Annotated in this window: 19 protein-coding genes and 6 tRNA genes; 17 read left to right on the forward strand and 8 right to left on the reverse strand. The window is 58.0% G+C overall.

From position 1 onward, the window contains the following. Positions 1-59: 59 nt before the first annotated feature. A complete protein-coding gene (locus tag SLIT_RS07480; protein WP_013029639.1) occupies positions 60-1,322 on the reverse strand; it encodes an MgtC/SapB family protein in 1,263 nt (420 codons plus the stop codon). 4 nt (positions 1,323-1,326) lie between these two features. After that, positions 1,327-3,018: a single-stranded-DNA-specific exonuclease RecJ gene (gene recJ / locus SLIT_RS07485; protein ID WP_013029640.1), complete on the reverse strand. Its 1,692-nt coding sequence runs from the start codon at positions 3,016-3,018 to the stop codon at positions 1,327-1,329. Between the two features lie 105 nt (positions 3,019-3,123). Between recJ and SLIT_RS07490 the strand changes: the two genes are divergently transcribed. The 3 genes from SLIT_RS07490 (at position 3,124) to SLIT_RS07500 (ending at position 4,592) form a co-directional block, all read left to right on the forward strand. Beyond that, positions 3,124-4,356 carry an aspartate kinase gene (locus SLIT_RS07490; protein ID WP_013029641.1) on the forward strand — a complete coding sequence of 411 codons (1,233 nt, stop codon included), beginning with the start codon at positions 3,124-3,126 and terminating at the stop codon, positions 4,354-4,356. Positions 4,357-4,401: 45 nt separating this feature from the next. Further along, positions 4,402-4,495, forward strand: a tRNA-Ser gene (locus SLIT_RS07495). 20 nt (positions 4,496-4,515) lie between these two features. Then, a tRNA-Arg gene (locus tag SLIT_RS07500) sits at positions 4,516-4,592 on the forward strand. On the opposite strand, the gene SLIT_RS15570 is transcribed toward SLIT_RS07500, so the two are convergent. Next, entirely contained in the window at positions 4,563-4,886 is a 324-nt protein-coding gene (locus tag SLIT_RS15570; protein WP_083775019.1) for a hypothetical protein, read from the reverse strand. The genes SLIT_RS07500 and SLIT_RS15570 overlap by 30 nt on opposite strands. A 152-nt stretch (positions 4,887-5,038) precedes the next feature. Here SLIT_RS15570 and SLIT_RS07505 point away from each other — a divergent pair, with 152 nt between their 5' ends. Further along, positions 5,039-5,224 carry a hypothetical protein gene (locus SLIT_RS07505; protein ID WP_013029642.1) on the forward strand — a complete coding sequence of 62 codons (186 nt, stop codon included), beginning with the start codon at positions 5,039-5,041 and terminating at the stop codon, positions 5,222-5,224. A gap of 294 nt (positions 5,225-5,518) precedes the next feature. On the opposite strand, the gene SLIT_RS07510 is transcribed toward SLIT_RS07505, so the two are convergent. Both SLIT_RS07510 and gloB read right to left on the reverse strand, forming a co-directional pair. Continuing rightward, positions 5,519-5,609 (reverse strand) — tRNA-Ser (locus SLIT_RS07510). A 41-nt stretch (positions 5,610-5,650) separates the two neighbouring features. Then, positions 5,651-6,412, reverse strand: a complete 762-nt coding sequence (gene gloB, locus SLIT_RS07515; RefSeq protein ID WP_013029643.1) for a hydroxyacylglutathione hydrolase — start codon at positions 6,410-6,412, stop codon at positions 5,651-5,653. An 18-nt stretch (positions 6,413-6,430) separates the two neighbouring features. Here gloB and SLIT_RS07520 point away from each other — a divergent pair, with 18 nt between their 5' ends. The 10 genes from SLIT_RS07520 (at position 6,431) to SLIT_RS07565 (ending at position 14,604) form a co-directional block, all read left to right on the forward strand. Next, positions 6,431-7,180: a class I SAM-dependent methyltransferase gene (locus tag SLIT_RS07520; protein WP_013029644.1), complete on the forward strand. Its 750-nt coding sequence runs from the start codon at positions 6,431-6,433 to the stop codon at positions 7,178-7,180. Beyond that, positions 7,164-7,628, forward strand: a complete 465-nt coding sequence (rnhA, locus tag SLIT_RS07525) for a ribonuclease HI (RefSeq protein WP_013029645.1) — start codon at positions 7,164-7,166, stop codon at positions 7,626-7,628. Before SLIT_RS07520 ends, rnhA begins: the two co-directional genes overlap by 17 nt. Before the next feature lie 122 nt (positions 7,629-7,750). After that, complete coding sequence (gene dnaQ / locus SLIT_RS07530) at positions 7,751-8,452, forward strand: DNA polymerase III subunit epsilon (RefSeq protein ID WP_013029646.1); 702 nt, start codon at positions 7,751-7,753, stop codon at positions 8,450-8,452. Continuing rightward, positions 8,425-9,309 carry an alpha/beta hydrolase gene (locus tag SLIT_RS07535; RefSeq protein ID WP_013029647.1) on the forward strand — a complete coding sequence of 295 codons (885 nt, stop codon included), beginning with the start codon at positions 8,425-8,427 and terminating at the stop codon, positions 9,307-9,309. The genes dnaQ and SLIT_RS07535 overlap by 28 nt, the downstream gene beginning before the upstream one ends. After that, positions 9,309-10,484, forward strand: coding sequence for a BaiN/RdsA family NAD(P)/FAD-dependent oxidoreductase (locus SLIT_RS07540; protein ID WP_013029648.1), 1,176 nt, complete (start codon positions 9,309-9,311; stop codon positions 10,482-10,484). Before SLIT_RS07535 ends, SLIT_RS07540 begins: the two co-directional genes overlap by 1 nt. Before the next feature lie 198 nt (positions 10,485-10,682). Then, complete coding sequence (locus SLIT_RS07545; RefSeq protein ID WP_013029649.1) at positions 10,683-11,285, forward strand: LemA family protein; 603 nt, start codon at positions 10,683-10,685, stop codon at positions 11,283-11,285. Then, positions 11,286-12,164, forward strand: a complete 879-nt coding sequence (locus SLIT_RS07550; protein WP_013029650.1) for a TPM domain-containing protein — start codon at positions 11,286-11,288, stop codon at positions 12,162-12,164. Continuing rightward, positions 12,165-12,665, forward strand: a complete 501-nt coding sequence (locus SLIT_RS07555) for a TPM domain-containing protein (protein WP_013029651.1) — start codon at positions 12,165-12,167, stop codon at positions 12,663-12,665. It begins immediately after the preceding gene. A gap of 7 nt (positions 12,666-12,672) precedes the next feature. Beyond that, a complete protein-coding gene (locus tag SLIT_RS07560) occupies positions 12,673-14,160 on the forward strand; it encodes a CYTH and CHAD domain-containing protein (RefSeq protein ID WP_013029652.1) in 1,488 nt (495 codons plus the stop codon). 54 nt (positions 14,161-14,214) lie between these two features. Further along, on the forward strand, positions 14,215-14,604 hold the full coding sequence (locus tag SLIT_RS07565) for a hypothetical protein (RefSeq protein ID WP_013029653.1): 390 nt from the start codon (positions 14,215-14,217) through the stop codon (positions 14,602-14,604). Between the two features lie 160 nt (positions 14,605-14,764). On the opposite strand, the gene SLIT_RS07570 is transcribed toward SLIT_RS07565, so the two are convergent. Both SLIT_RS07570 and SLIT_RS07575 read right to left on the reverse strand, forming a co-directional pair. Further along, the gene (locus tag SLIT_RS07570; RefSeq protein WP_013029654.1) at positions 14,765-16,753 is read right to left on the reverse strand and encodes a UvrD-helicase domain-containing protein; all 1,989 of its coding nucleotides are present in this window, start codon (positions 16,751-16,753) and stop codon (positions 14,765-14,767) included. Positions 16,754-16,758: 5 nt separating this feature from the next. Further along, positions 16,759-16,847, reverse strand: a tRNA-Leu gene (locus SLIT_RS07575). A gap of 152 nt (positions 16,848-16,999) precedes the next feature. Here SLIT_RS07575 and SLIT_RS07580 point away from each other — a divergent pair. Then, a tRNA-Gly gene (locus tag SLIT_RS07580) sits at positions 17,000-17,075 on the forward strand. Between the two features lie 61 nt (positions 17,076-17,136). After that, positions 17,137-17,210, forward strand: a tRNA-Cys gene (locus SLIT_RS07585). A gap of 41 nt (positions 17,211-17,251) precedes the next feature. On the opposite strand, the gene SLIT_RS07590 is transcribed toward SLIT_RS07585, so the two are convergent. Continuing rightward, positions 17,252-18,031 carry an SDR family oxidoreductase gene (locus SLIT_RS07590; protein WP_013029655.1) on the reverse strand — a complete coding sequence of 260 codons (780 nt, stop codon included), beginning with the start codon at positions 18,029-18,031 and terminating at the stop codon, positions 17,252-17,254. 215 nt (positions 18,032-18,246) lie between these two features. Here SLIT_RS07590 and SLIT_RS07595 point away from each other — a divergent pair, with 215 nt between their 5' ends. Then, on the forward strand, positions 18,247-18,426 hold the full coding sequence (locus SLIT_RS07595) for a hypothetical protein (RefSeq protein WP_013029656.1): 180 nt from the start codon (positions 18,247-18,249) through the stop codon (positions 18,424-18,426).

The following is an 18,426-nucleotide window of genomic DNA, read 5'->3' on the forward strand; positions in this document are numbered from 1 at the left end:
TCGCTGCTTTGAAAGACCGCGATTATACACGTCTTGAGCGTATCGAAGGAGCCGAAGGGCTACAGGAGCAGCAGGCCGAACAGCACGCCGCAGGAGATGGCGCCGAAGCCGATGGCAACTTGTTTTGCCAATGTCCGGCCGCCGATAAAAACGACCATGCCGAACTTGAAGGCAATATTGGACAGGAAAGCGATCGTGATCGCAGTGACGGTCTGATGCTCGCTGAGTTGTCCGAGGTTGAACAGGCGCAAGCTGGACAGCGTGATGGCGTCAACATCGGTCAGGCCGGATACCAGCGCCACCGCATACAGACCCTGGCTGCCTGCCAGGTCGGCCATCCATGCCGAACCCAGCAACACGACCACATACAGCAGGCCGAAACCAACAGCAGAATGCAATTCCGCCGGGTTCGTGGTTTCCGGCATATAGAGCTCAGAAACCTTGCTGGATTTGAGCCAGGTATAGATCGAGACGGCGACCCCGGCGATCAGGCCCCCCGCAAACACCGGCGCCAAGCCCGGCAGGGTGCCGTATGCCACGACCGAGCTGACCACCAGCAGGCGCAGCAAGACCACTACGCTGGCGATCACGATCACTGCGGCGGCAAGACTGGTCATTGCCGGGTTGGTCTTGCCGTGTTTGGCATAGATCATGGTGGTGGCGGTGCTCGATACCAGGCCGCCGAGAAAGCCCAGCAAGGGTGCCCCGTAACGGGTTCCCACCATGTGCAATGCAGCATAACCGGCGAGGCTGATGCCGGAGATGAGCACCACCATCAGCCAGGCCTGGTGGGGATTGAACGCGTTGTAGGGGCCGTAGTCCTGATTGGGAAGAATAGGCAGCACGATGAAGGTGAGCACCGAGAATTGCAGCACGGCGACCAGGTCGCGGCGCGTCAGACGTTGCGTGAATCCTCGCAGTTCTGGTTTGAAATAGAGCAGGGTAGTGATGCCGATGGCCAGCATCACGGCGAGTGTGGAAAGACCGAACCAGATGAGCACTCCCAGTCCGTAACTCAGCAGCAAGGCGACCACGGTGGTGGTGCCCGGGTCGTTCTCTTCTGTGGGAGTGTTGATGTAAGCCGCGACGATCATTCCTGCCACGGCAAGCAAACCTGCGATCACCAGCCAGGGTGAACCGAGCTTGGCAGAAAGCATCGCCATCAAGGTGCCGAGCACGGCGACCAGAGCAAAGGTGCGCAGCCCGGCTTTGGCTGAGGGGTTACGTTCGCGCTCCAGACCGATGAGCAGACCAATGGCCAGGCTGGTCAGGAACTGCGGCAGAGCTTCGATGCCGTTGCTTTGTAATAGAACGGATTCCACGGTCTCAACCTCCTGCCCAGTGACGCACGATGAGTTGCAAACTCTCGCTGCCATTGTATTCATTGACACTCAGGCTGTATACCGCATGGATATGCTCGGGAGCTGGCTCTGCCGAAAAGAAGCGGATGGCATCGAAACTACCGGCTGGCGACGACAGTTTGAGTTTGAGGTGTTTCTCGCCGACCACGCGCTGCGTCTGCACGCGGAAATCCCCCTCGAACAAGGGTTCCGGAAAACCCTGTCCCCAGACCTGACGCTGCAGGTCGCGTGCGATATCCATTGAAAACTCGTGCGTATCAAGCGAGCCATCCGTAGAAATGACTTTAACCAACGCATCGGCATCGAGCAGTTCTTGCGCCACTGTCTCAAAGGCTTGCCGGAAATCGTTCAGGTGTTCCTCATGAATGCTCAAGCCTGCTGCCATGGCATGACCGCCGAATTTCTGGATCAGATGCGGCTGGCGTTTTGAGATCAGATCGAGCGCATCGCGCAGATGCAGTCCTGCGATGCTGCGGCCGGAACCTTTCAGTTCTCCCGTTTGTGCACGCGCGAAGGCGATCACCGGACGATGGAATTTGTCCTTGAGGCGCGAGGCGAGGATGCCGATCACGCCTTGATGCCAATCTTCGTTAAAGAGAGTGAGGGAATATCCGTCTGCCGGATCGAAATTGTCGAGTACGGCCAGGGCACTGTCCTGCATATCCGCTTCGATGCTGCGCCGCTCATGATTCAGCGCATCCAGCCTGGTGGCGATCTCGCCGGCTTCGGCGGTATCGTCGGTCAGCAGGCAACGGATGCCCAGGCTCATATCGTCCAGACGTCCGGCGGCATTCAAACGCGGTCCGACGATGAAGCCCAGTTCGTAGGATGAAGACTGTATTGCCGGTCTGCGGGCTATCCGCAGCAAAGCCTGGATGCCGGCGCAGCTGCGTCCGGCGCGGATGCGCTGCAAGCCTTGCTGCACCAGGATGCGGTTGTTGTCGTCCAGCTTCACCACATCCGCTACCGTGCCGAGTGCGACGAGATCGAGCAGATTGCCGAGATTGGGTTCCGTTTTTCCGGCGAAAACACCGCGTTCACGCATCTCCGCGCGCAGCGCCATCAGCACATAGAACATCACCCCCACGCCCGCCAGGTGCTTACTGGGGAAAGTACAACCGGGCTGGTTGGGGTTCACGATGCACAGAGCGTCGGGCAGGGTATCGCCGGGCAGGTGATGATCGGTCACCAGCACTTGTATCCCCAGCCTGTTGGCTTCGGCCACTCCCTCCACGCTGGCGATGCCGTTGTCCACCGTGAGCAGGATATCCGGCTTGCTTTCTGCTGCCAGCCGAACGATCTCCGGCGTCAGGCCGTAACCGTACTCGAAACGGTTGGGAACGATGAACTCCACCTTTGCGCCAAGTGCAGCCAGACCGCGCATGGCCACGGTGCATGCCGTAGCACCGTCGGCATCGTAATCGGCCACGATCAGGATTCTTTTATGGTCGGCAATGGCATCGGCCAGGATGGACGCCATCCTTTCTGCGTTCTTCAACAAGGAGAAGGGCAGCAATTGCTTGAGGTCGGTGTCCAATTGCGCAGTATCGACAATGCCGCGCGCCGCGTAGATACGCGCCAGCAAAGGCGCAATGCCAGATTCAACAAGTTGTGCGGCGGTGCTTGCCGGGTAGGGGCGTTGGCTGATCTTGTTCATGGGAACGGGTCGCTGGAATTGCCCACAGTGTAGCAGAGGGGTCATCGTCTTTTGACGCCAGTTCAGTTAGAATGCCGCCCACTTAAAAAACGACGCAGGCATATTGTGGCATTGATAGTACAGAAATACGGCGGCACTTCTGTCGGAAGTCCGGAGCGCATCAGGAATGTTGCGCAACGCGTGGCAAAATACAAGGCTCAAGGACATCAGGTCGTGGTGGTGGTCTCCGCGATGAGCGGCGAGACCAACCGCCTGATCGCGCTGGCCAAAGAGATCCAGAAACATCCCGATCCGCGCGAACTCGACGTTGTGATCTCCACCGGTGAACAGGTGACCATCGGCCTGCTGGCGATGGCACTTAAAGATGCCGGACTGCAAGCCAAAAGCTATACCGGCGCGCAGGTCAAGATACTCACCGACAGCGCCTTCACCAAAGCGCGCATCGTCAGCATCGACGAACAGAACATCCGCACCGACTTGGCCAACGGCTATGTGGTTGTGGTCGCAGGCTTTCAGGGCATGGATGAAGACGGCAACATCACCACCCTGGGCCGAGGCGGTTCCGATACCACCGGCGTCGCTATCGCAGCCGCACTGCGTGCCGACGAATGCCAGATCTACACCGACGTGGACGGTGTCTACACCACCGACCCACGCATGGTGCCCGAAGCGCGCCGCCTGAAGAGCATCACCTTTGAGGAGATGCTGGAGATGGCGAGTCTGGGATCCAAGGTTCTGCAGATACGCTCGGTCGAATTCGCCGGCAAATATAAAGTCAAACTGCGTGTACTCTCCAGTTTCGAGGAAGAGGGAGAAGGCACGCTGATCACGTTCGAGGAAGGCAATAAAATGGAACAGGCAATCATCTCAGGCATCGCGTTCAATCGCGACGAGGCCAAGATCACCGTGCGCGGCGTGCCGGACAAACCCGGCATCGCATATCAGATACTTGGCCCGGTGAGCGAAGCACATATCGACGTCGACATGATCATCCAGAACGTCGGCGTGGACGGCTCCACCGATTTCTCTTTCACCGTGCATCGCAACGAATTCACCAAGGCGATGGACATCCTGAAGACCAAGGTGCAGCCGCATATCGGCGCGCGCGATGTCATCGGCGACAACAAGACCGCCAAGGTTTCCGTGGTCGGCGTCGGCATGCGTTCGCACGTGGGGATCGCCAGCAAGATGTTCCGTACCCTGGCGGAAGAAGGCATCAACATCCAGATGATCTCCACCTCGGAGATCAAGATTTCCGTCGTCATCGACGAAAAATATCTGGAACTGGCCGTGCGCGTATTGCACAAGGCATTCAATCTGGACCAGGAAGACGCATAAATCGTTTGACCGCCTAGCCTCTAATCAGTATCATTCGCGGCCTTCGGAGAGGTGGCCGAGAGGTCGAAGGCACGCCCCTGCTAAGGGCGCATACGAGCTTAAACTTGTATCGAGGGTTCGAATCCCTCCCTCTCCGCCACGTGTAACAAGCAGCAAAACGCGCCCGTAGCTCAGCTGGATAGAGTACTTGGCTACGAACCAAGGGGTCAGGAGTTCGAATCTCTTCGGGCGCACCAATTCAGGTTAAAAATGGGCACTTGATTCAAGTTGCCCATTTTTATTTTCTGCATCGTCTCTGCCAACGCCTTGTAGCTTCCCCGGATGGTGGCGGTTCTGTCCTCTACTACGATCTCATCCACCAATATTTTCAGATAGCTTTTAGTCAACGGAGATCCGGAGGCCAACAGTTTTCCCCGTAATGCTTTCCCGAAGCCATCCACCTGACTTGCTTTGAGGTATTCCACTTCCGGCAGGATATTGTCTCTGAATGTGCAGGCAACCGCGAAGCGCGCTTCAGCTTCAAATTCCACTGTCCCAGCGGCAAGTTTGTCGAAGCAGGAATCCGGTCGTTAACATCTAAACGGCTTCGGGACTTTCTGCGCGAGCCGATCGTGCTCGGGGCAAGCGTCTCCCCCGAAAACTACGAGGAAGGTACTGGGAAACTCTGTGCATCAAGGGGTGGGTGTTCGATCCCGCCGCAGTTAACCACATTTCCAAAGATTTCTATGCGGCGAACACAGCCAAAGCATTCGCGGAGGATGACATTCGCGTGGCTTTCTCGAGTGAAGGGACTATCGGCAAGCTGGCGCTCGTCGGGGCGGATGTCGAGGGCATCTGCTTCGATTTCACCAGGAGGATTTCGGGTTGACCAATCGAAGTTGCTACCGTCGTTCGCTCGCTACTGTTTGATGTCCGACTACTTCCAGCACCTCGTTTACGCACACAAGTAAGGCTTAGGCAACAACATCAATATCTTTCCGAACCATATCCAAGACTTCCCGATGCTCCCCCTCATCGGAGAGCAACAAAAGGCTGTGGATCTCACGTAGGCCACCCGAACCGCCCCTAACAGCACTTTCGGGGTGCATCTCAGAATAGGCGATGGGTAAAACGAAGGGTGGGGAACTATTGCAGCCACAGAGCCCTTGGGGGCAAGGAAACCTGGCGGAGAGGGCGGGATTCGAACCCGCGGTGGGGTATTACCCCACACACGCTTTCCAGGCGTGCGACTTAAACCGCTCATCCACCTCTCCGAAAGGGCGCGCAGGATAAACTAGAACATCATTTCCCGCAATCAAAAACGATCACGCCACTCGCGCAGGGCAGTGAATACGGCGAGTTCGCTGGTGTCCGCCAAGCCGCGCGCCTGGAGGGTCCGGACGAGTTCAGGGCTGCTGCATCTGAGGAATGGATTGGTGGCTTTTTCCAGTGCGATGGTGAAGGGGACGGTCGACAGGTTCCTTTCGCGCAGGCTGCGGGTATCGGCGATGCGACGCTGGACGTCAGGGTTGTCCGGTTCACAGGCAAGCGCAAAAGGCAGGTTGTAGGAGGTGTATTCGTGCGCGCAATAGACCTGTGTGTCGTCGGGCAGGGCGGCCAAGCGCTGCAGCGAATGGAGCAGTTGTGCTGGCGTGCCTTCGAAATTCTTCCCGCAGCCTCCTCCGAACATCACATCCCCGCAAAATACCACCCGCGGGGCGATGAAGGCGATGTGATCGTCGAGGTGGCCGGGTACTTCGATGATGGCGAATTCGGCATCCAGCGTTTCCAGCCAGAGCCGGTCGCCTTCGCGTAAGTCGTGGGTAATATGAGGGTTCTTCGGATGGCTTCGCCCATGCACCGGCACGTTATATACTCCGCGCAATTCTTCGATGCCATCGACGTGGTCGTGATGACGGTGGGTGCAGAGGATGGCATCCAGTTGCAGGCTGTTTGCTTGGAGGTAATCCAGTACCAGTGCGGCCTCGCCTGGGTCGACGATGACGGCATGATTGTCGCGCCGGAGCAGCCAGATGTAGTTGTCCTGCAGAGCAGGGATGGGAATGATGTTCAGCATGATAGAAATGGGAACCGGATGCCGAATTGTAGATTAATCCCGCGTAGCCTGAGCGAATGGTCCTCCAGCGAGCAGGGGAACTACGTACTGAAGCGCGAACAGGAATATTTCGACCGTACGGTCAGCGATATCTTCGGTTTCAACGCCCTGCAACTGGGCTTGCCGGAACATGATTTCCTGCACAGCAGCCGCATGCCCTTGCGCTTTACGGCCGGGAACCAGGCCGGCAACAACGTGCGCTTGCGCTGCGACGAACTTCCATTCGACAGCGACAGCCTGGATCTGGTGCTGTTGCCGCATGTGCTCGAATTCGCCGAGAACCCGCACCAGATATTGCGCGAAGTGGAGCGGGTGCTGCGGCCGGAGGGCAACCTGATCATCAGCGGATTCAACCCGTTCAGCCTGTGGGGCCTGCACCGCGCATTGGGCCGGAAGCAAGGCTACCCGTGGCGCGGGCGTTTCATCCGGTTGCCGCGCCTGAAGGACTGGCTGGCGCTGCTCGGTTTCGAGGTGGCCGGAGGCCGTTTTGCGGCCTATGCGCCACCACTGCACCAATCAAGATGGCTGGAGCGTTTTGCCTTCATGGAAAAGGCCGGCGACCGCTGGTGGGCGGTGAGCGGCGGAGTGTATTTCCTGCATGCGATAAAGCGCGTCCCTGGCATGCGCCTGATCAAGCCGAAATGGAACGAAGGGCTGGTGCGCAACCTGATGCCGGCATCGGCCAAGTTGAACAAGGGTGTGACGCAAAAGAATGGACAAAATGAGTGACGTGGTCGAGATTTTTACCGACGGGGCCTGCAAAGGGAATCCTGGCCTCGGCGGTTGGGGCGCATTGCTGCGCGTCAAGGGCAAGGAGCTGGAGTTGTGTGGCGGCGAGGCGCACACCACCAACAATCGCATGGAATTGCTGGCGGCTATTTCCGCGCTGGAGGCGTTGAAACGCCAGTGCCGGGTCCGCCTGCACACGGACTCGAAATATGTGCAGCAGGGTATCAGCGAATGGGTGCACAACTGGAAGCTGCGCGGCTGGAAAACGGCGGACAAGAAACCGGTGAAGAACGAAGACTTGTGGCGCAGGCTGGATACGCTGGCGGAGCAGCATCATGTCGAATGGGTATGGGTAAAAGGACATGCCGGGCATGACGGCAACGAACGCGCCGACGCTCTGGCAAACCGTGGCTGTGCAGACGTGGAAAAACACCTCAAGAAATCGTAGCGAGCAAGACATAGGGCAAGGAGCTGCACAGTGAGTGACGAGACATACCTGAAAGGCAGGCGAGGATTGAACGAGCATGCGACGCAGCAATATGGCTGCGCAGTAGATTTATCGAGGTGTTCATGAGGCAGATCGTACTGGATACCGAGACCACCGGTCTCGATCCCAAACAGGGGCACCGCATCATCGAGGTGGCCGCCATCGAGCTGAATGGGCGCAAAGTCTCCGAGCGCACTTTTCATCGTTATATCAATCCGGAGCGCGAGATCGACGAGGGTGCTGCGGCAGTGCACGGCCTGACGCTGGACCGCTTGCAGGATGAGCCCAAGTTCGCAGAAGTCGCACCGGCATTGCTGGAATTCATCGCCGGTGCCGAACTCATCATCCACAATGCGCCGTTCGACATCGGCTTCCTCAACGCAGAGCTGGCTCTGGCCGGGTTGCCATTGCTGAACAATCCCGTGATCGACACCCTGAAGGTTGCCAAAGAGCTGCATCCCGGAAAGAAGAACAACCTGAATGCGTTGTGCGACCGCTACCAGGTCGACAACTCGCACCGCACTTTGCACGGTGCGCTGCTGGATACCGAGTTGCTGGCCGAGGTATATCTGGGCATGACGCGCGGCCAGGAAAGTCTGCTGGGCGAAGAACGCTCCGAAGAGGATGGCGTGCAATTCACCGCCAGCGGCGAAGCGATCTGCCTGAGCGTGCGTGTGCTGCCCGCCAGCGAGGACGAACTGGCGCTGCACAGGGCGCAATTGGAAGACATCGAAAAAGCCAGCAAGGGGTCATGCCTATGGAAAAGGCTGGAAACACAGGTTTGATCCTGAAGTGGTCCAAACGCATCAGGTGGACGCTGATGCTGGCTGTGCTGGCATATCTGCTGGCGTGTGCCTATATGTGGTCGACGCAACGAAAACATATATTCAAGCCTAATCCAATACAGGAAACCACACCGGATCGTCTGGGTTTGAAATTCGAGGAAGTGCACATTCCCTCAGGCAGCGGCACAGATCGCGGTGTGCTGTCTGCATGGTGGATACCTGCAGACAGCCCTGATGCCCCCACCGTGCTTTACCTGCATGGCAACGACAAGAACATCGGAGGTGCTTCGGACATCGACAGGGTTGCACGGCTACACAGCATGGGCTACAACCTGCTCACGGTCGATTATCGCGGTTATGGCAAAAGTACCGGTGGCGCTCCCACTGAAGCCAAGGTGTATGAAGATGCCGAGGCGAGCTGGGACTATCTGGTCAGGCAAAAGGCCTGCGATCCAAAACGCACGTTCATATTCGGACACTCCTTGGGCAGTGCGATCGCCATAGACCTGGCTGCCCGTCACCCGGAGGCTGCCGGGCTCATTGCCGAAAACGCCTTTACCTCGATGGTCGACATGGGTGAGCTGGAATATCCCTATTTGCCGGCCGAACTCCTGTTGAACCAGCGTTTCGATTCGCTGAGCAAGATAGGCAGCTTGAAGATCCCGTTGCTGCTCATTCACGGCACATGGGACAAGCTCGTACCGTACCAGATGAGCCAACGCCTTTTCGAAAGAGCGCCGCAGCCAAAAAATCTGAAGCTGATCGAAGGGGGCGGGCATAGCAACGACGCGATCATCGCCCCACTGGAATTCCGTGCTGCAGTGACTCAGTTCATCCAACGCTACGCCATGCACTGATGGATGCAAACCGTTTTGACGTACTGATCGTCGGGGCAGGGGCGGCAGGCATGATGTGCGCCTTGACCGCGGCTCAACGCGGACGTTCGGTACTGCTGCTCGACCATTCATCGAAGCTTGCGGAGAAGATACGCATCTCCGGCGGCGGCCGCTGCAACTTCACCAACCTCAATTCCCGGCCGGAAAACTTCCTGTCGCAGAATCCGCATTTTTGCCGTTCCGCGCTGGCGCGTTTCACGCCGCAACATTTCATTGCCATGCTGGAAAGGCATGGCATCGGCTATCACGAGAAGACACTCGGCCAATTGTTCTGCGACGACGGTTCGGAAGCCATCATCGCCATGCTCAAGTCGGAATGCGATGCGGCAGGCGTGCGCTGGTGCATGCCGTGCGGCGTGGAGAAAATCGAGCGGGACGACGAGTTCGTTGTGACAGCCTCGCACGGGAAATATCGCGCGGAGTCACTGGTGATCGCCACCGGTGGGCTATCCATTCCCAAGATCGGTGCGACGCCGTTCGGCTACAAGCTGGCGGAGCAGTTCGGCGTACCCATGACCAGGCTCAAACCGGGACTGGTTCCGCTCACCTTCCATCCTGAAGAATGGGCTGCGTATGCGGAACTGTCCGGTGCTTCGCTGGATGCGGTGGTGAGTTTCGGCAAGCACAGTTTCCGCGAGAATCTGTTGTTCACCCATCGCGGCCTCAGCGGCCCGGCCATCCTGCAAATCTCGTCATACTGGGAGCAGGGCATGCCGCTATCCATCGATCTGCTGCCCGATCTCGATGCGCACGAAATGTTCCTGCAACAACGCGGCAGCAAGATGCTGCTGGGCAACTTCCTTGCGCAGTACCTACCCAAACGCCTGGCCGAGATCATCGCCGTGCAATGGCTGGAAAACAAACCGCTGAACCAGTATGCGGAAAAGGAATTGCGGACATTGGCCGACAAGCTGAAGAAGTGGCAGATCATACCGAGCGGGACGATGGGTTACGGCAAGGCGGAAGTGACCTGCGGCGGCGTGGATACGCGGGCGCTGTCCTCCAAAACGATGGAGTGCAATAATGTTCCCGGCCTGTATTTCGTCGGCGAAGTGATGGATGTGACCGGACAGCTTGGCGGCTACAATTTCCAGTGGGCATGGGCTTCCGGTTATGCTGCAGGGCAGGCGGCATGAATCTGAAAAATGTATCTGCCTGAAAGCAAGCAGGGACGGCCATCTGCAATGTGATATCGTGCAGATCGTTTAATTTGTTCGATCTGCAGGTCGATGCCTTGAAGATCGCCTGTCGGTGCGGAGTTTCGGGCGGGTGCTTGAAAATTCAGGATAATTGCGCCATCTGACGATGCGTGCGTACAACCAAGGAGAATCGAAATGCGTGTGATCTGGGTATTGATGTTGACGATGCTGCTGAGCGGTTGCGGCTACAACGATTTCCAAACGAAAGACGAGCAGATCAAGGCCGACTGGTCGGAAGTGCTGAACCAGTATCAGCGCCGCTTCGATCTGATCCCCAATCTTGTAAATACAGTCAAGGGTTATGCCCAGCAGGAAAAGGATGTGCTGATCGGGGTGACCGAAGCGCGCGCCAAAGTCGGCACCATCCAGGCCACACCGGCACTGATCAACGATCCCAAGGCATTCGCCCAGTTCCAGGCCGCGCAAGGCGAACTCACCACGGCGTTGAGCAAATTGATGATGGTGACGGAAAACTATCCGCAACTGAAGTCGGACGCGCTGTTCCGCGATTTGCAGGCGCAGCTCGAGGGTACCGAGAATCGAATCACGGTCGCACGCAATCGCTATATCAAGTCGGTGCAGGAATATAACGTGCTGGCGCGTTCCTTCCCGACCAACCTGACCGCAATGATGTTCAGCTACAGCATCAAGCCCACGTTCACGGTGGCGGATGAAAAGGCCGTGTCGGTTCCGCCGACGGTGGATTTCTCTGCTCCCAAGGCGGCACCAGCCAAATAAATGAAACGGTTCTGGACGCAGCTTATCCTGCTTGCACTGCTGTTCTGCAGCTCGGCGCAGGCGGAGGTTGCCGTCCCTGCGCTTGAACGGCGCGTCACCGACCTCACCGGCACGCTGGACGGCGGGCAGCAACAGCTGCTGGAAAACAGGCTGGCGGCTTTCGAGTCCGGCAAGGGTTCGCAGATCGCCGTGCTCATGTTGCCGTCCACACAGCCGGAGACCATCGAGCAGTTCGGCATTCGTGTCGCCGATGCATGGAAGCTGGGCCGAAAAGGCGTGGACGATGGCGTGCTGCTGCTCGTCGCCAAGGACGACCACCGGATGCGCATCGAAGTCGGGTACGGGCTGGAGGGCGCGCTGAACGATGCGACGGCCAAGCGCATCGTATCCGATGTCATCTCGCCTTATTTCAAACGCGGCGAGTTCTATGCCGGCATTGATGCCGGGGTGGGCGCGATCATGAAGGTGGTCGAAGGCGAACCGTTGCCGCCGCCTGCGCCGCGGGCTTCTGCGCGATCCGGCGGCGATTCAGGTGGTTTGGGCCAATTGATCGGCGCGGGCTTCATTATCTTCATGATCGGCAACATCCTGTTGCGCCAGTTGCTGGGGAGATTGCCGAGCGGACTCATCGTTGGCGGATTGATCGGCATGCTGGCCTGGGTGCTGTTGCTTTCGCTGGCCTGGGCGATCGCCGCTGCAGTGGCGGCTTTCCTGTTTTCTTTGCTCTTCGGCGTGGGCGGCCCCGGATCATCCTTTCCCGCCGGGTGGGGCGGTGGAAGCAGCGGAGGCGGATGGGGCGGCGGCGGCGGTTTCGGGGGCGGAGATTTTGGCGGTGGAGGTGGCGGCTTTGGCGGCGGCGGAGCATCAGGAGACTGGTAAATGAACATCAAACGCATCGTCAAACACCTTTCGACCGGACATACCGTTGCGCGCCGCGTATTTCCCCGCGCTGCACTGGACAACATCAGGCGCACGATCGCCGAGGTGGAGCAGACGCATGCCGGACAGATCCGTTTTGCCGTCGAATCTGCGCTGGAGCTCAAACCTTTATTGGCCGGGCAGTCCGCGCGCGAAAGGGCCATCGAGGTCTTTTCCAGCTTGCGCGTGTGGGATACCGAACACAATAACGGAGTGCTGATCTATCTGCTGCTGGCGGATCGCGATGTGGAGATCGTGGCGGATCGCGGTGTCCACATCAAATTGGGACCTGCCGTGTGGGAAGCTGTCTGCCGGGAAATGGAAAGCGCATTTCGCCAGGGCGAGTTCGAAGAGGGAGTGATCGCCGGGATACGCCGCGTGGGCGCGCATCTCGCGCAGCATTATCCGCAAAGCGGCGCCAACAAGATCAACGAATTGCCGGACCAACCCTTCCTGATCTGATCCCGTCGTGACCATCGAGACCGAACTCAAGCTGCACATCTCGCCCGGGCACATGCAAAAGCTCAAGCGGCATCCCTGGCTTCGAAACTTGTCCGCGACTCCTGCGCGCGCGCAAAAGCTCTACAGCATCTACTACGACACCGGCGATCTTGAACTGCGTCGGCATGCCATGGCCCTGCGGCTGCGCCGCGTAGGCAGGCAATTCGTGCAGACCCTGAAGGGCGGCGGTCAGGTGAGCGCGGGATTGCACCAGCGCAACGAATGGGAGTCGGCGGTCCCGTCCGAGCAGCTGGATTTCGAGGCACTCGAAGCCTGCGGAGGGGAGTTGCCGCGCGGGGTGCGCAACCGGTTGCAGCCGGTGTTCGTCACCGATTTTTCACGCAATGTACGGACCCTCAGTTATGAAGGAGCAGAGATAGAGCTTTGCATGGATAGCGGCGAGATACGCGCGGGCCAATCGAGTTGCCCGATCTCCGAACTGGAACTCGAACTCAAGTCCGGGGAACCGCAACAGTTGTTCAAACTTGCCCTGGCTTTGCTGAATATCGTGCCGCTGGATGTAGAGCACACCAGCAAGGCCGAATATGGCTATCTGCTGTTTTCGGCCTCGAAACCGTCAGCGAGCAAAGGGCGATTCCCCGTGCTGAAAAGATCGCAACCCATCGCCGGAGCCTTGCGCGACATGATAGCCGCATGCCTGACGCATGTGCAGTCCAACGTGCCGGGCGCACTGCTGAAACTGGATGAAGAGTACCTGCACCAGGTACGTGTCGGGCTGCGGCGCCTGCGGGTGGTACTGGCCATTGCGCTGCGTTTCAACGCCGATGCGGAATTGGCCGCATTGCGCGAGCAAGTTGCTGAACTGTGCGTGGACCTGGGACGCTCGCGCGAGTGGGATGTGTTCGTTACCCAGACATTGGCCCCGATCTGCGCACGTTTGCCCGAGCATGCCGGGTTGCACGAAGTGCTGAGCGCCAGCGAACGGGCGCGCAAGAAGCAACTTGCTGGAATGGAAAGCAGTCTCGCCTCGCAGGATTTCCAGCGCATGCTGCTGCGCTTTGGCGCATGGATGCAGGGGACACCGGCGATCGAACCGGAACTCACGCTGGAGCGATTCGCCAGGCAGACATTGGAGAAACGCAGCAAACAGGTGCTCAGGAACGGCGTGGCACTGGCCGGGGAGGATGCCGCACAACTGCATGCGTTGCGCATCGCCTGCAAGAAACTGCGTTACAGCATCGAGATGTTCGCTTCGCTGTTCAATGACGCCAAGGTCAGGAACTGTGTGGTTGCGCTGGTCGAACTGCAAGACATACTGGGCATCCTCAACGACATCGCCGTGGCAAATCGCCTTCTGGACAAGTTGGATAACGCGGCGAGGCACGATACACTCGCACTCATACGCGGCTGGATGGAACATGATTATGCACAGCGCGTTGCAGAGTTCGGCAAGGCCTGGAACAGGTTTGCGGCACAAAAAGGATTCTGGAACTGAATGTTCGCCACCGGTTGCACAGGCAAGCCAATGATCAAGAAAGGGTAGTACAGAATGACCAAGAAACGTCCGCCGTTGCGTGTGCCTGTCACCCAGGGGCTGAAAGACATCTATGCGATGGACATGTATCTGCCCTATCAGGCGGCGTGCGAAGACCGGTTCAGCGTGACCGCTTTCGGCCGTCTTGCAGTGGCCGTTTGCGTCGTTCGTTCTGCGCTCGCGAAAAAGAACACCCAGATCCCCAATGCCATCGAGATACTGGATGCAGCCATCAACACCCTGACCGTCGTGCGCAAGCGGGGAGATACGACCGATGTCTGGGAGATCACTGAAGCCGAGCGACCTGTCGTGCTTGACGGTATCGAGGTCGCCGAACAGTGCATCGGCGTGCTGGATGTCGCGCTATTGGCGCAAACGGCAGCCACGCTGTTCGATGAGGTGTGATGCCATGCCGCAGTAGCTGACACCTGCTGGCGGCGGGTGTCTTGGCTCATTTGCAGTGCGATGTGACCGTTCGACCCGGGATCGGGAGGAGACCCGACCCGTTTTCACGATCCGAAAGATCGGGGCTGCAACGCCAGCAGGGAGATCGTCAGGCGCAAGCTTACTTCAGCATCGCCTTCAGCCTGGCCAGCTTGTCCATCCCTTCCTCTTTGGTCACTGCAGGTGCGTTGCCCGCCGTCACCACGCCCGTATAAACGATATCTGCCTGCGGCAGCTCGGCGATGAATCGGCTGGGATCGCAGCCCGCGAATTCCTTGCCGCGTTTGCGGCGGGTACAGTAACTGATCTGCAATGAGCGCTGCGCGCGGGTGATGCCGACGTACATCAGGCGGCGTTCTTCCTCGATCTGTTCCGGTGCTTCGCTGCGTTCGTGCGGCAGGATGCCTTCTTCCACGCCGATCAGGAACACATGGCCGAACTCCAGTCCCTTGGCGGCATGCAGGGTGGAGAGGGAGACGGCATCGGTCTCCTGGTCGCGCGATTCGAGCAGGTTGAGCAGCGCGATCAGCTGCGTCATGGCGATCATGGTCTTCTCGTCCGCTTCGGATTTGCGGTTCATCCAGCCGACGAAGTCCTGCACGTTCTTCCATTTGTTCTCGGCCTGGCGCGGCTCGTGGCTGTCGAACAGCCAGGCCTCGTAGTCGATGGCGCTCAGCAGATCGTTCAGCACTTCGTTGCACGGCTCTTTTTCGGCACGCGCCTGCATGCGGTTGATGAACTGGCAAAAAGTGAGCAGGTCTTCGTGCTGGCGCGGTTGCAGTTGGTGCGCCATGGCGCTCTCGAATGCGGCTTCGAACAGGCTGACATTGCGCGAGCCGGCATACGATGCCAGCTTCTCCAGCGTGCTGTTGCCGATGCCGCGCTTGGGCGTGGTGATCGCGCGGATGAAGGCGGGGTCGTCGTCCGGATTGGCGATCAGGCGCAGGTAGGCGGTGAGGTCCTTGATCTCGGCGTGATCGAAGAACGAAGTGCCGCCGCTGACGCTATAGGGCACCTTGTGGGTGCGCAGCTGTTCCTCGAATACGCGCGACAGGTGATTGCTGCGGTAGAGGATGGCGTAGTCGGAGAAGCGCGTGTTGTTTTCGAACTTGTGCGCCAGCAGGCGCAGTACTACCGATTCGGCTTCGTTCTCTTCGTCCTTGGCCGCGAAAACGCGCACCGGATCGCCGGGGCCGTGCTCGCTCCACAGGTTCTTCTCGAACAGTTTGGTGTTGTTCTTGATCAGATGGTTGGCGCTTTGCAGGATGCGCTGCGAAGAACGGTAGTTCTGTTCCAGTTTGATGACGCGCAATTGCGGGTAGTCGTTCTGCAAATTTTGCAGGTTGGCCGTGCTCGCCCCGCGCCAGGCATAGATGGCCTGATCGTCGTCACCCACCACAGTGACCGCGGCACGGGGGCCGGCCAGCAGTTTCATCATCTGGTACTGGCAATCGTTGGTGTCCTGGTATTCGTCGATCAGCAGGTAACGAAAGCGATGTTGCCAGCGCTGATGAGCTTCTTCATGCGTCTTGAACAACTCTACCGGCAGACGGATGAGATCGTCGAAATCCACCGACTGATATGCGCGCAGCGTTTCCTGATAGCGCGCGTAGAGCAGGGCAAGACGCTGTTGTTCTTCATTTTCGGCCAGGCTGCCCGCCTGTTCGGGCGTGAGAAAAGCGGCTTTCCAGTTCGACATCACGCTCTGCGCGGTGCGTATCTCCTGCTTGTCAGGGCTGCCCAGCAACTCGCTGATGATCTTTCCGGTGTCGGCACTATCGAAGATGGAGAACTGTTTCTTGTAGCCCAGCAGCGGCCCATCCTCGCGCAGGATCTGCATGCCCAGCGCATGGAAGGTGCTGATGGTCATGCCTTTGGCATCGCGCCCGTTCATGATCTTGCCGACGCGTTCGCGCATCTCGTTGGCGGCCTTGTTGGTGAATGTGATCGCGGCGATATTGCGCGGGGAATAGCCGCACTCCTCGATCAGGTAGGCCAGTTTATGCGTAATGACGCGCGTCTTGCCGCTTCCTGCGCCTGCAAGTACCAGCAGTGGACCGCCCAGGTACTTGATTGCTTCTCGTTGAGTGGGATTCAGTTTGCTTGACATCGTGTTGGTGCCCGGAACCGGAATCGAACCGGTACAGCTCTTTCGAGCCGACGGATTTTAAGTCCGTTGTGTCTACCAATTTCACCACCCGGGCTTAAGGGCTGTATGGAATGTATCGAAACACAGTTCCGAAATTCATGAGCGGCGCATTATACAGAGGCTGAAGCGACCCGAACAAAACAAAATATCGTCGTTGAATTTCTTGACACGAAGTTCGATATCCATATAATGCGGACTTCGTTTTTTGCGGGAATAGCTCAGTTGGTAGAGCGATACCTTGCCAAGGTATAGGTCGCGAGTTCGAGTCTCGTTTCCCGCTCCAGATAACTTGGGAAAGCTTTCGGGCTTTCCCATAATTTTTGCTACTATGCAAATTGCCTAGCGGCGCGATAGCAAAGCGGTTATGCACCGGATTGCAAATCCGTGTAGGTCGGTTCGACTCCGGCTCGCGCCTCCAAAAAACCTCTCCCAGAACTGCGTTTGCCGATGCGGCCCCGATCAGGGGTAATCCTGTCGGGTTGGCCGCACCAGGATGTCGCTGATATGGACATGAGGCGGCTGGCTAACGATAAAGTGGATCGCGTTCGCCACATCTTCCCCGTGCAGCAAAGGACCGAACCTGTCCTCGAAGTCATGCACCATATCGCCACTATATCCTGCGGCATCCTGAAAGCCGCTGACCACGATGCCTGGCTCAACCAGTGACACGCGTATCCCTTTGGGGCCCACTTCGCGGCGCAGTCCTTCGGCCAGTGAATGAACGGCGAACTTGGTGGCACCATAAACCGCACTGAATGGCGATATATGTCTTCCCACCACCGAGCCGATGATCACTATATCTGCAGCCCGTTTGGGGTAGTCTGCTTGCTGTTTGACTATCATCTTCCGCGCCGCCTTTTGCAGCAAATCCAGAACGCCTGAGACATTGAGCCTGAGTATCTCTTCGAATCTGGACAGATCGGCATCCTTGACTGACCCGCCCAGGCCTCGTCCGGCGTTGGCGACGACGATGTCGGCAGGCTTCCCGAAGTGTTCGATTGCCGAACCGAAGAGTTTTTCAAGCAAAGAACTGTCTGAGGCGTCACCGGCGATCCCGATGAATGCCGTCCCCAGTTCTTGTTCAAGTGCCCGGAGCTTTTCGGCATTGCGGCCGTTGCCCACGACCCCATAGCCACTCGCCACAAATCTTCTTGCTGTGGCTTCGCCTATACCAGAGGTGCTGCCGGTAATGATGGCGATACGCGAATATCGGCTGGATACGATTCTCTCATCGGTCATGGCATTTCTCCTTTGCAAAATGGGTGGATGCAGGGCTAATGCAGTATAGCCAATCCTGCGGCCCATGAAGACCATGCCGAATCAATGGAAAAGATGAGCTTGAAGCGATGGAACTCCCGGTGCATTCACAACCTAATCCAGATGTTGGGGCCACAAGTTCACATACCGCGCTACAGGAGCCTGTTTTCCCATGACAATATTCCAGGAGTAATGAAATGAAAAAAGACGAAACAAGAAGGATTTTGACGGACGACATCGATAATTTTCGGTCGAAGGCGGAATTCTATGAGTCGCTGCACTTGTTCGAGGCCGCTCAATATGCTGACAAGCTTGCCTCGAACATCGAATTGGCGCTTACGACCATGCCGTCCGACGGCGATCAGGCGATTGCCTGA

Origin of the sequence: Sideroxydans lithotrophicus ES-1, from assembly GCF_000025705.1 — a bacterium.
In the GTDB taxonomy this organism is placed as follows: domain Bacteria; phylum Pseudomonadota; class Gammaproteobacteria; order Burkholderiales; family Gallionellaceae; genus Sideroxyarcus; species Sideroxyarcus lithotrophicus.

Bases quoted from the DNA above. Each gene is read 5' to 3' on its own strand.
- recJ (WP_013029640.1), bottom strand. From the start codon at position 3,018: ATGAACAAGATCAGCCAACGCCCCTACCCGGCAAGCACCGCCGCACAA.
- gloB (WP_013029643.1), bottom strand. From the start codon at position 6,412: ATGCTGAACATCATTCCCATCCCTGCTCTGCAGGACAACTACATCTGG.
- SLIT_RS07520 (WP_013029644.1), top strand. From the start codon at position 6,431: ATGCCGAATTGTAGATTAATCCCGCGTAGCCTGAGCGAATGGTCCTCC.
- rnhA (WP_013029645.1), top strand. From the start codon at position 7,164: ATGGACAAAATGAGTGACGTGGTCGAGATTTTTACCGACGGGGCCTGC.
- dnaQ (WP_013029646.1), top strand. From the start codon at position 7,751: ATGAGGCAGATCGTACTGGATACCGAGACCACCGGTCTCGATCCCAAA.
- SLIT_RS07535 (WP_013029647.1), top strand. From the start codon at position 8,425: ATGGAAAAGGCTGGAAACACAGGTTTGATCCTGAAGTGGTCCAAACGC.
- SLIT_RS07540 (WP_013029648.1), top strand. From the start codon at position 9,309: ATGGATGCAAACCGTTTTGACGTACTGATCGTCGGGGCAGGGGCGGCA.
- SLIT_RS07545 (WP_013029649.1), top strand. From the start codon at position 10,683: ATGCGTGTGATCTGGGTATTGATGTTGACGATGCTGCTGAGCGGTTGC.
- SLIT_RS07550 (WP_013029650.1), top strand. From the start codon at position 11,286: ATGAAACGGTTCTGGACGCAGCTTATCCTGCTTGCACTGCTGTTCTGC.
- SLIT_RS07555 (WP_013029651.1), top strand. From the start codon at position 12,165: ATGAACATCAAACGCATCGTCAAACACCTTTCGACCGGACATACCGTT.
- SLIT_RS07565 (WP_013029653.1), top strand. From the start codon at position 14,215: ATGACCAAGAAACGTCCGCCGTTGCGTGTGCCTGTCACCCAGGGGCTG.
- SLIT_RS07570 (WP_013029654.1), bottom strand. From the start codon at position 16,753: ATGTCAAGCAAACTGAATCCCACTCAACGAGAAGCAATCAAGTACCTG.
- SLIT_RS07590 (WP_013029655.1), bottom strand. From the start codon at position 18,031: ATGACCGATGAGAGAATCGTATCCAGCCGATATTCGCGTATCGCCATC.
- SLIT_RS07595 (WP_013029656.1), top strand. From the start codon at position 18,247: ATGAAAAAAGACGAAACAAGAAGGATTTTGACGGACGACATCGATAAT.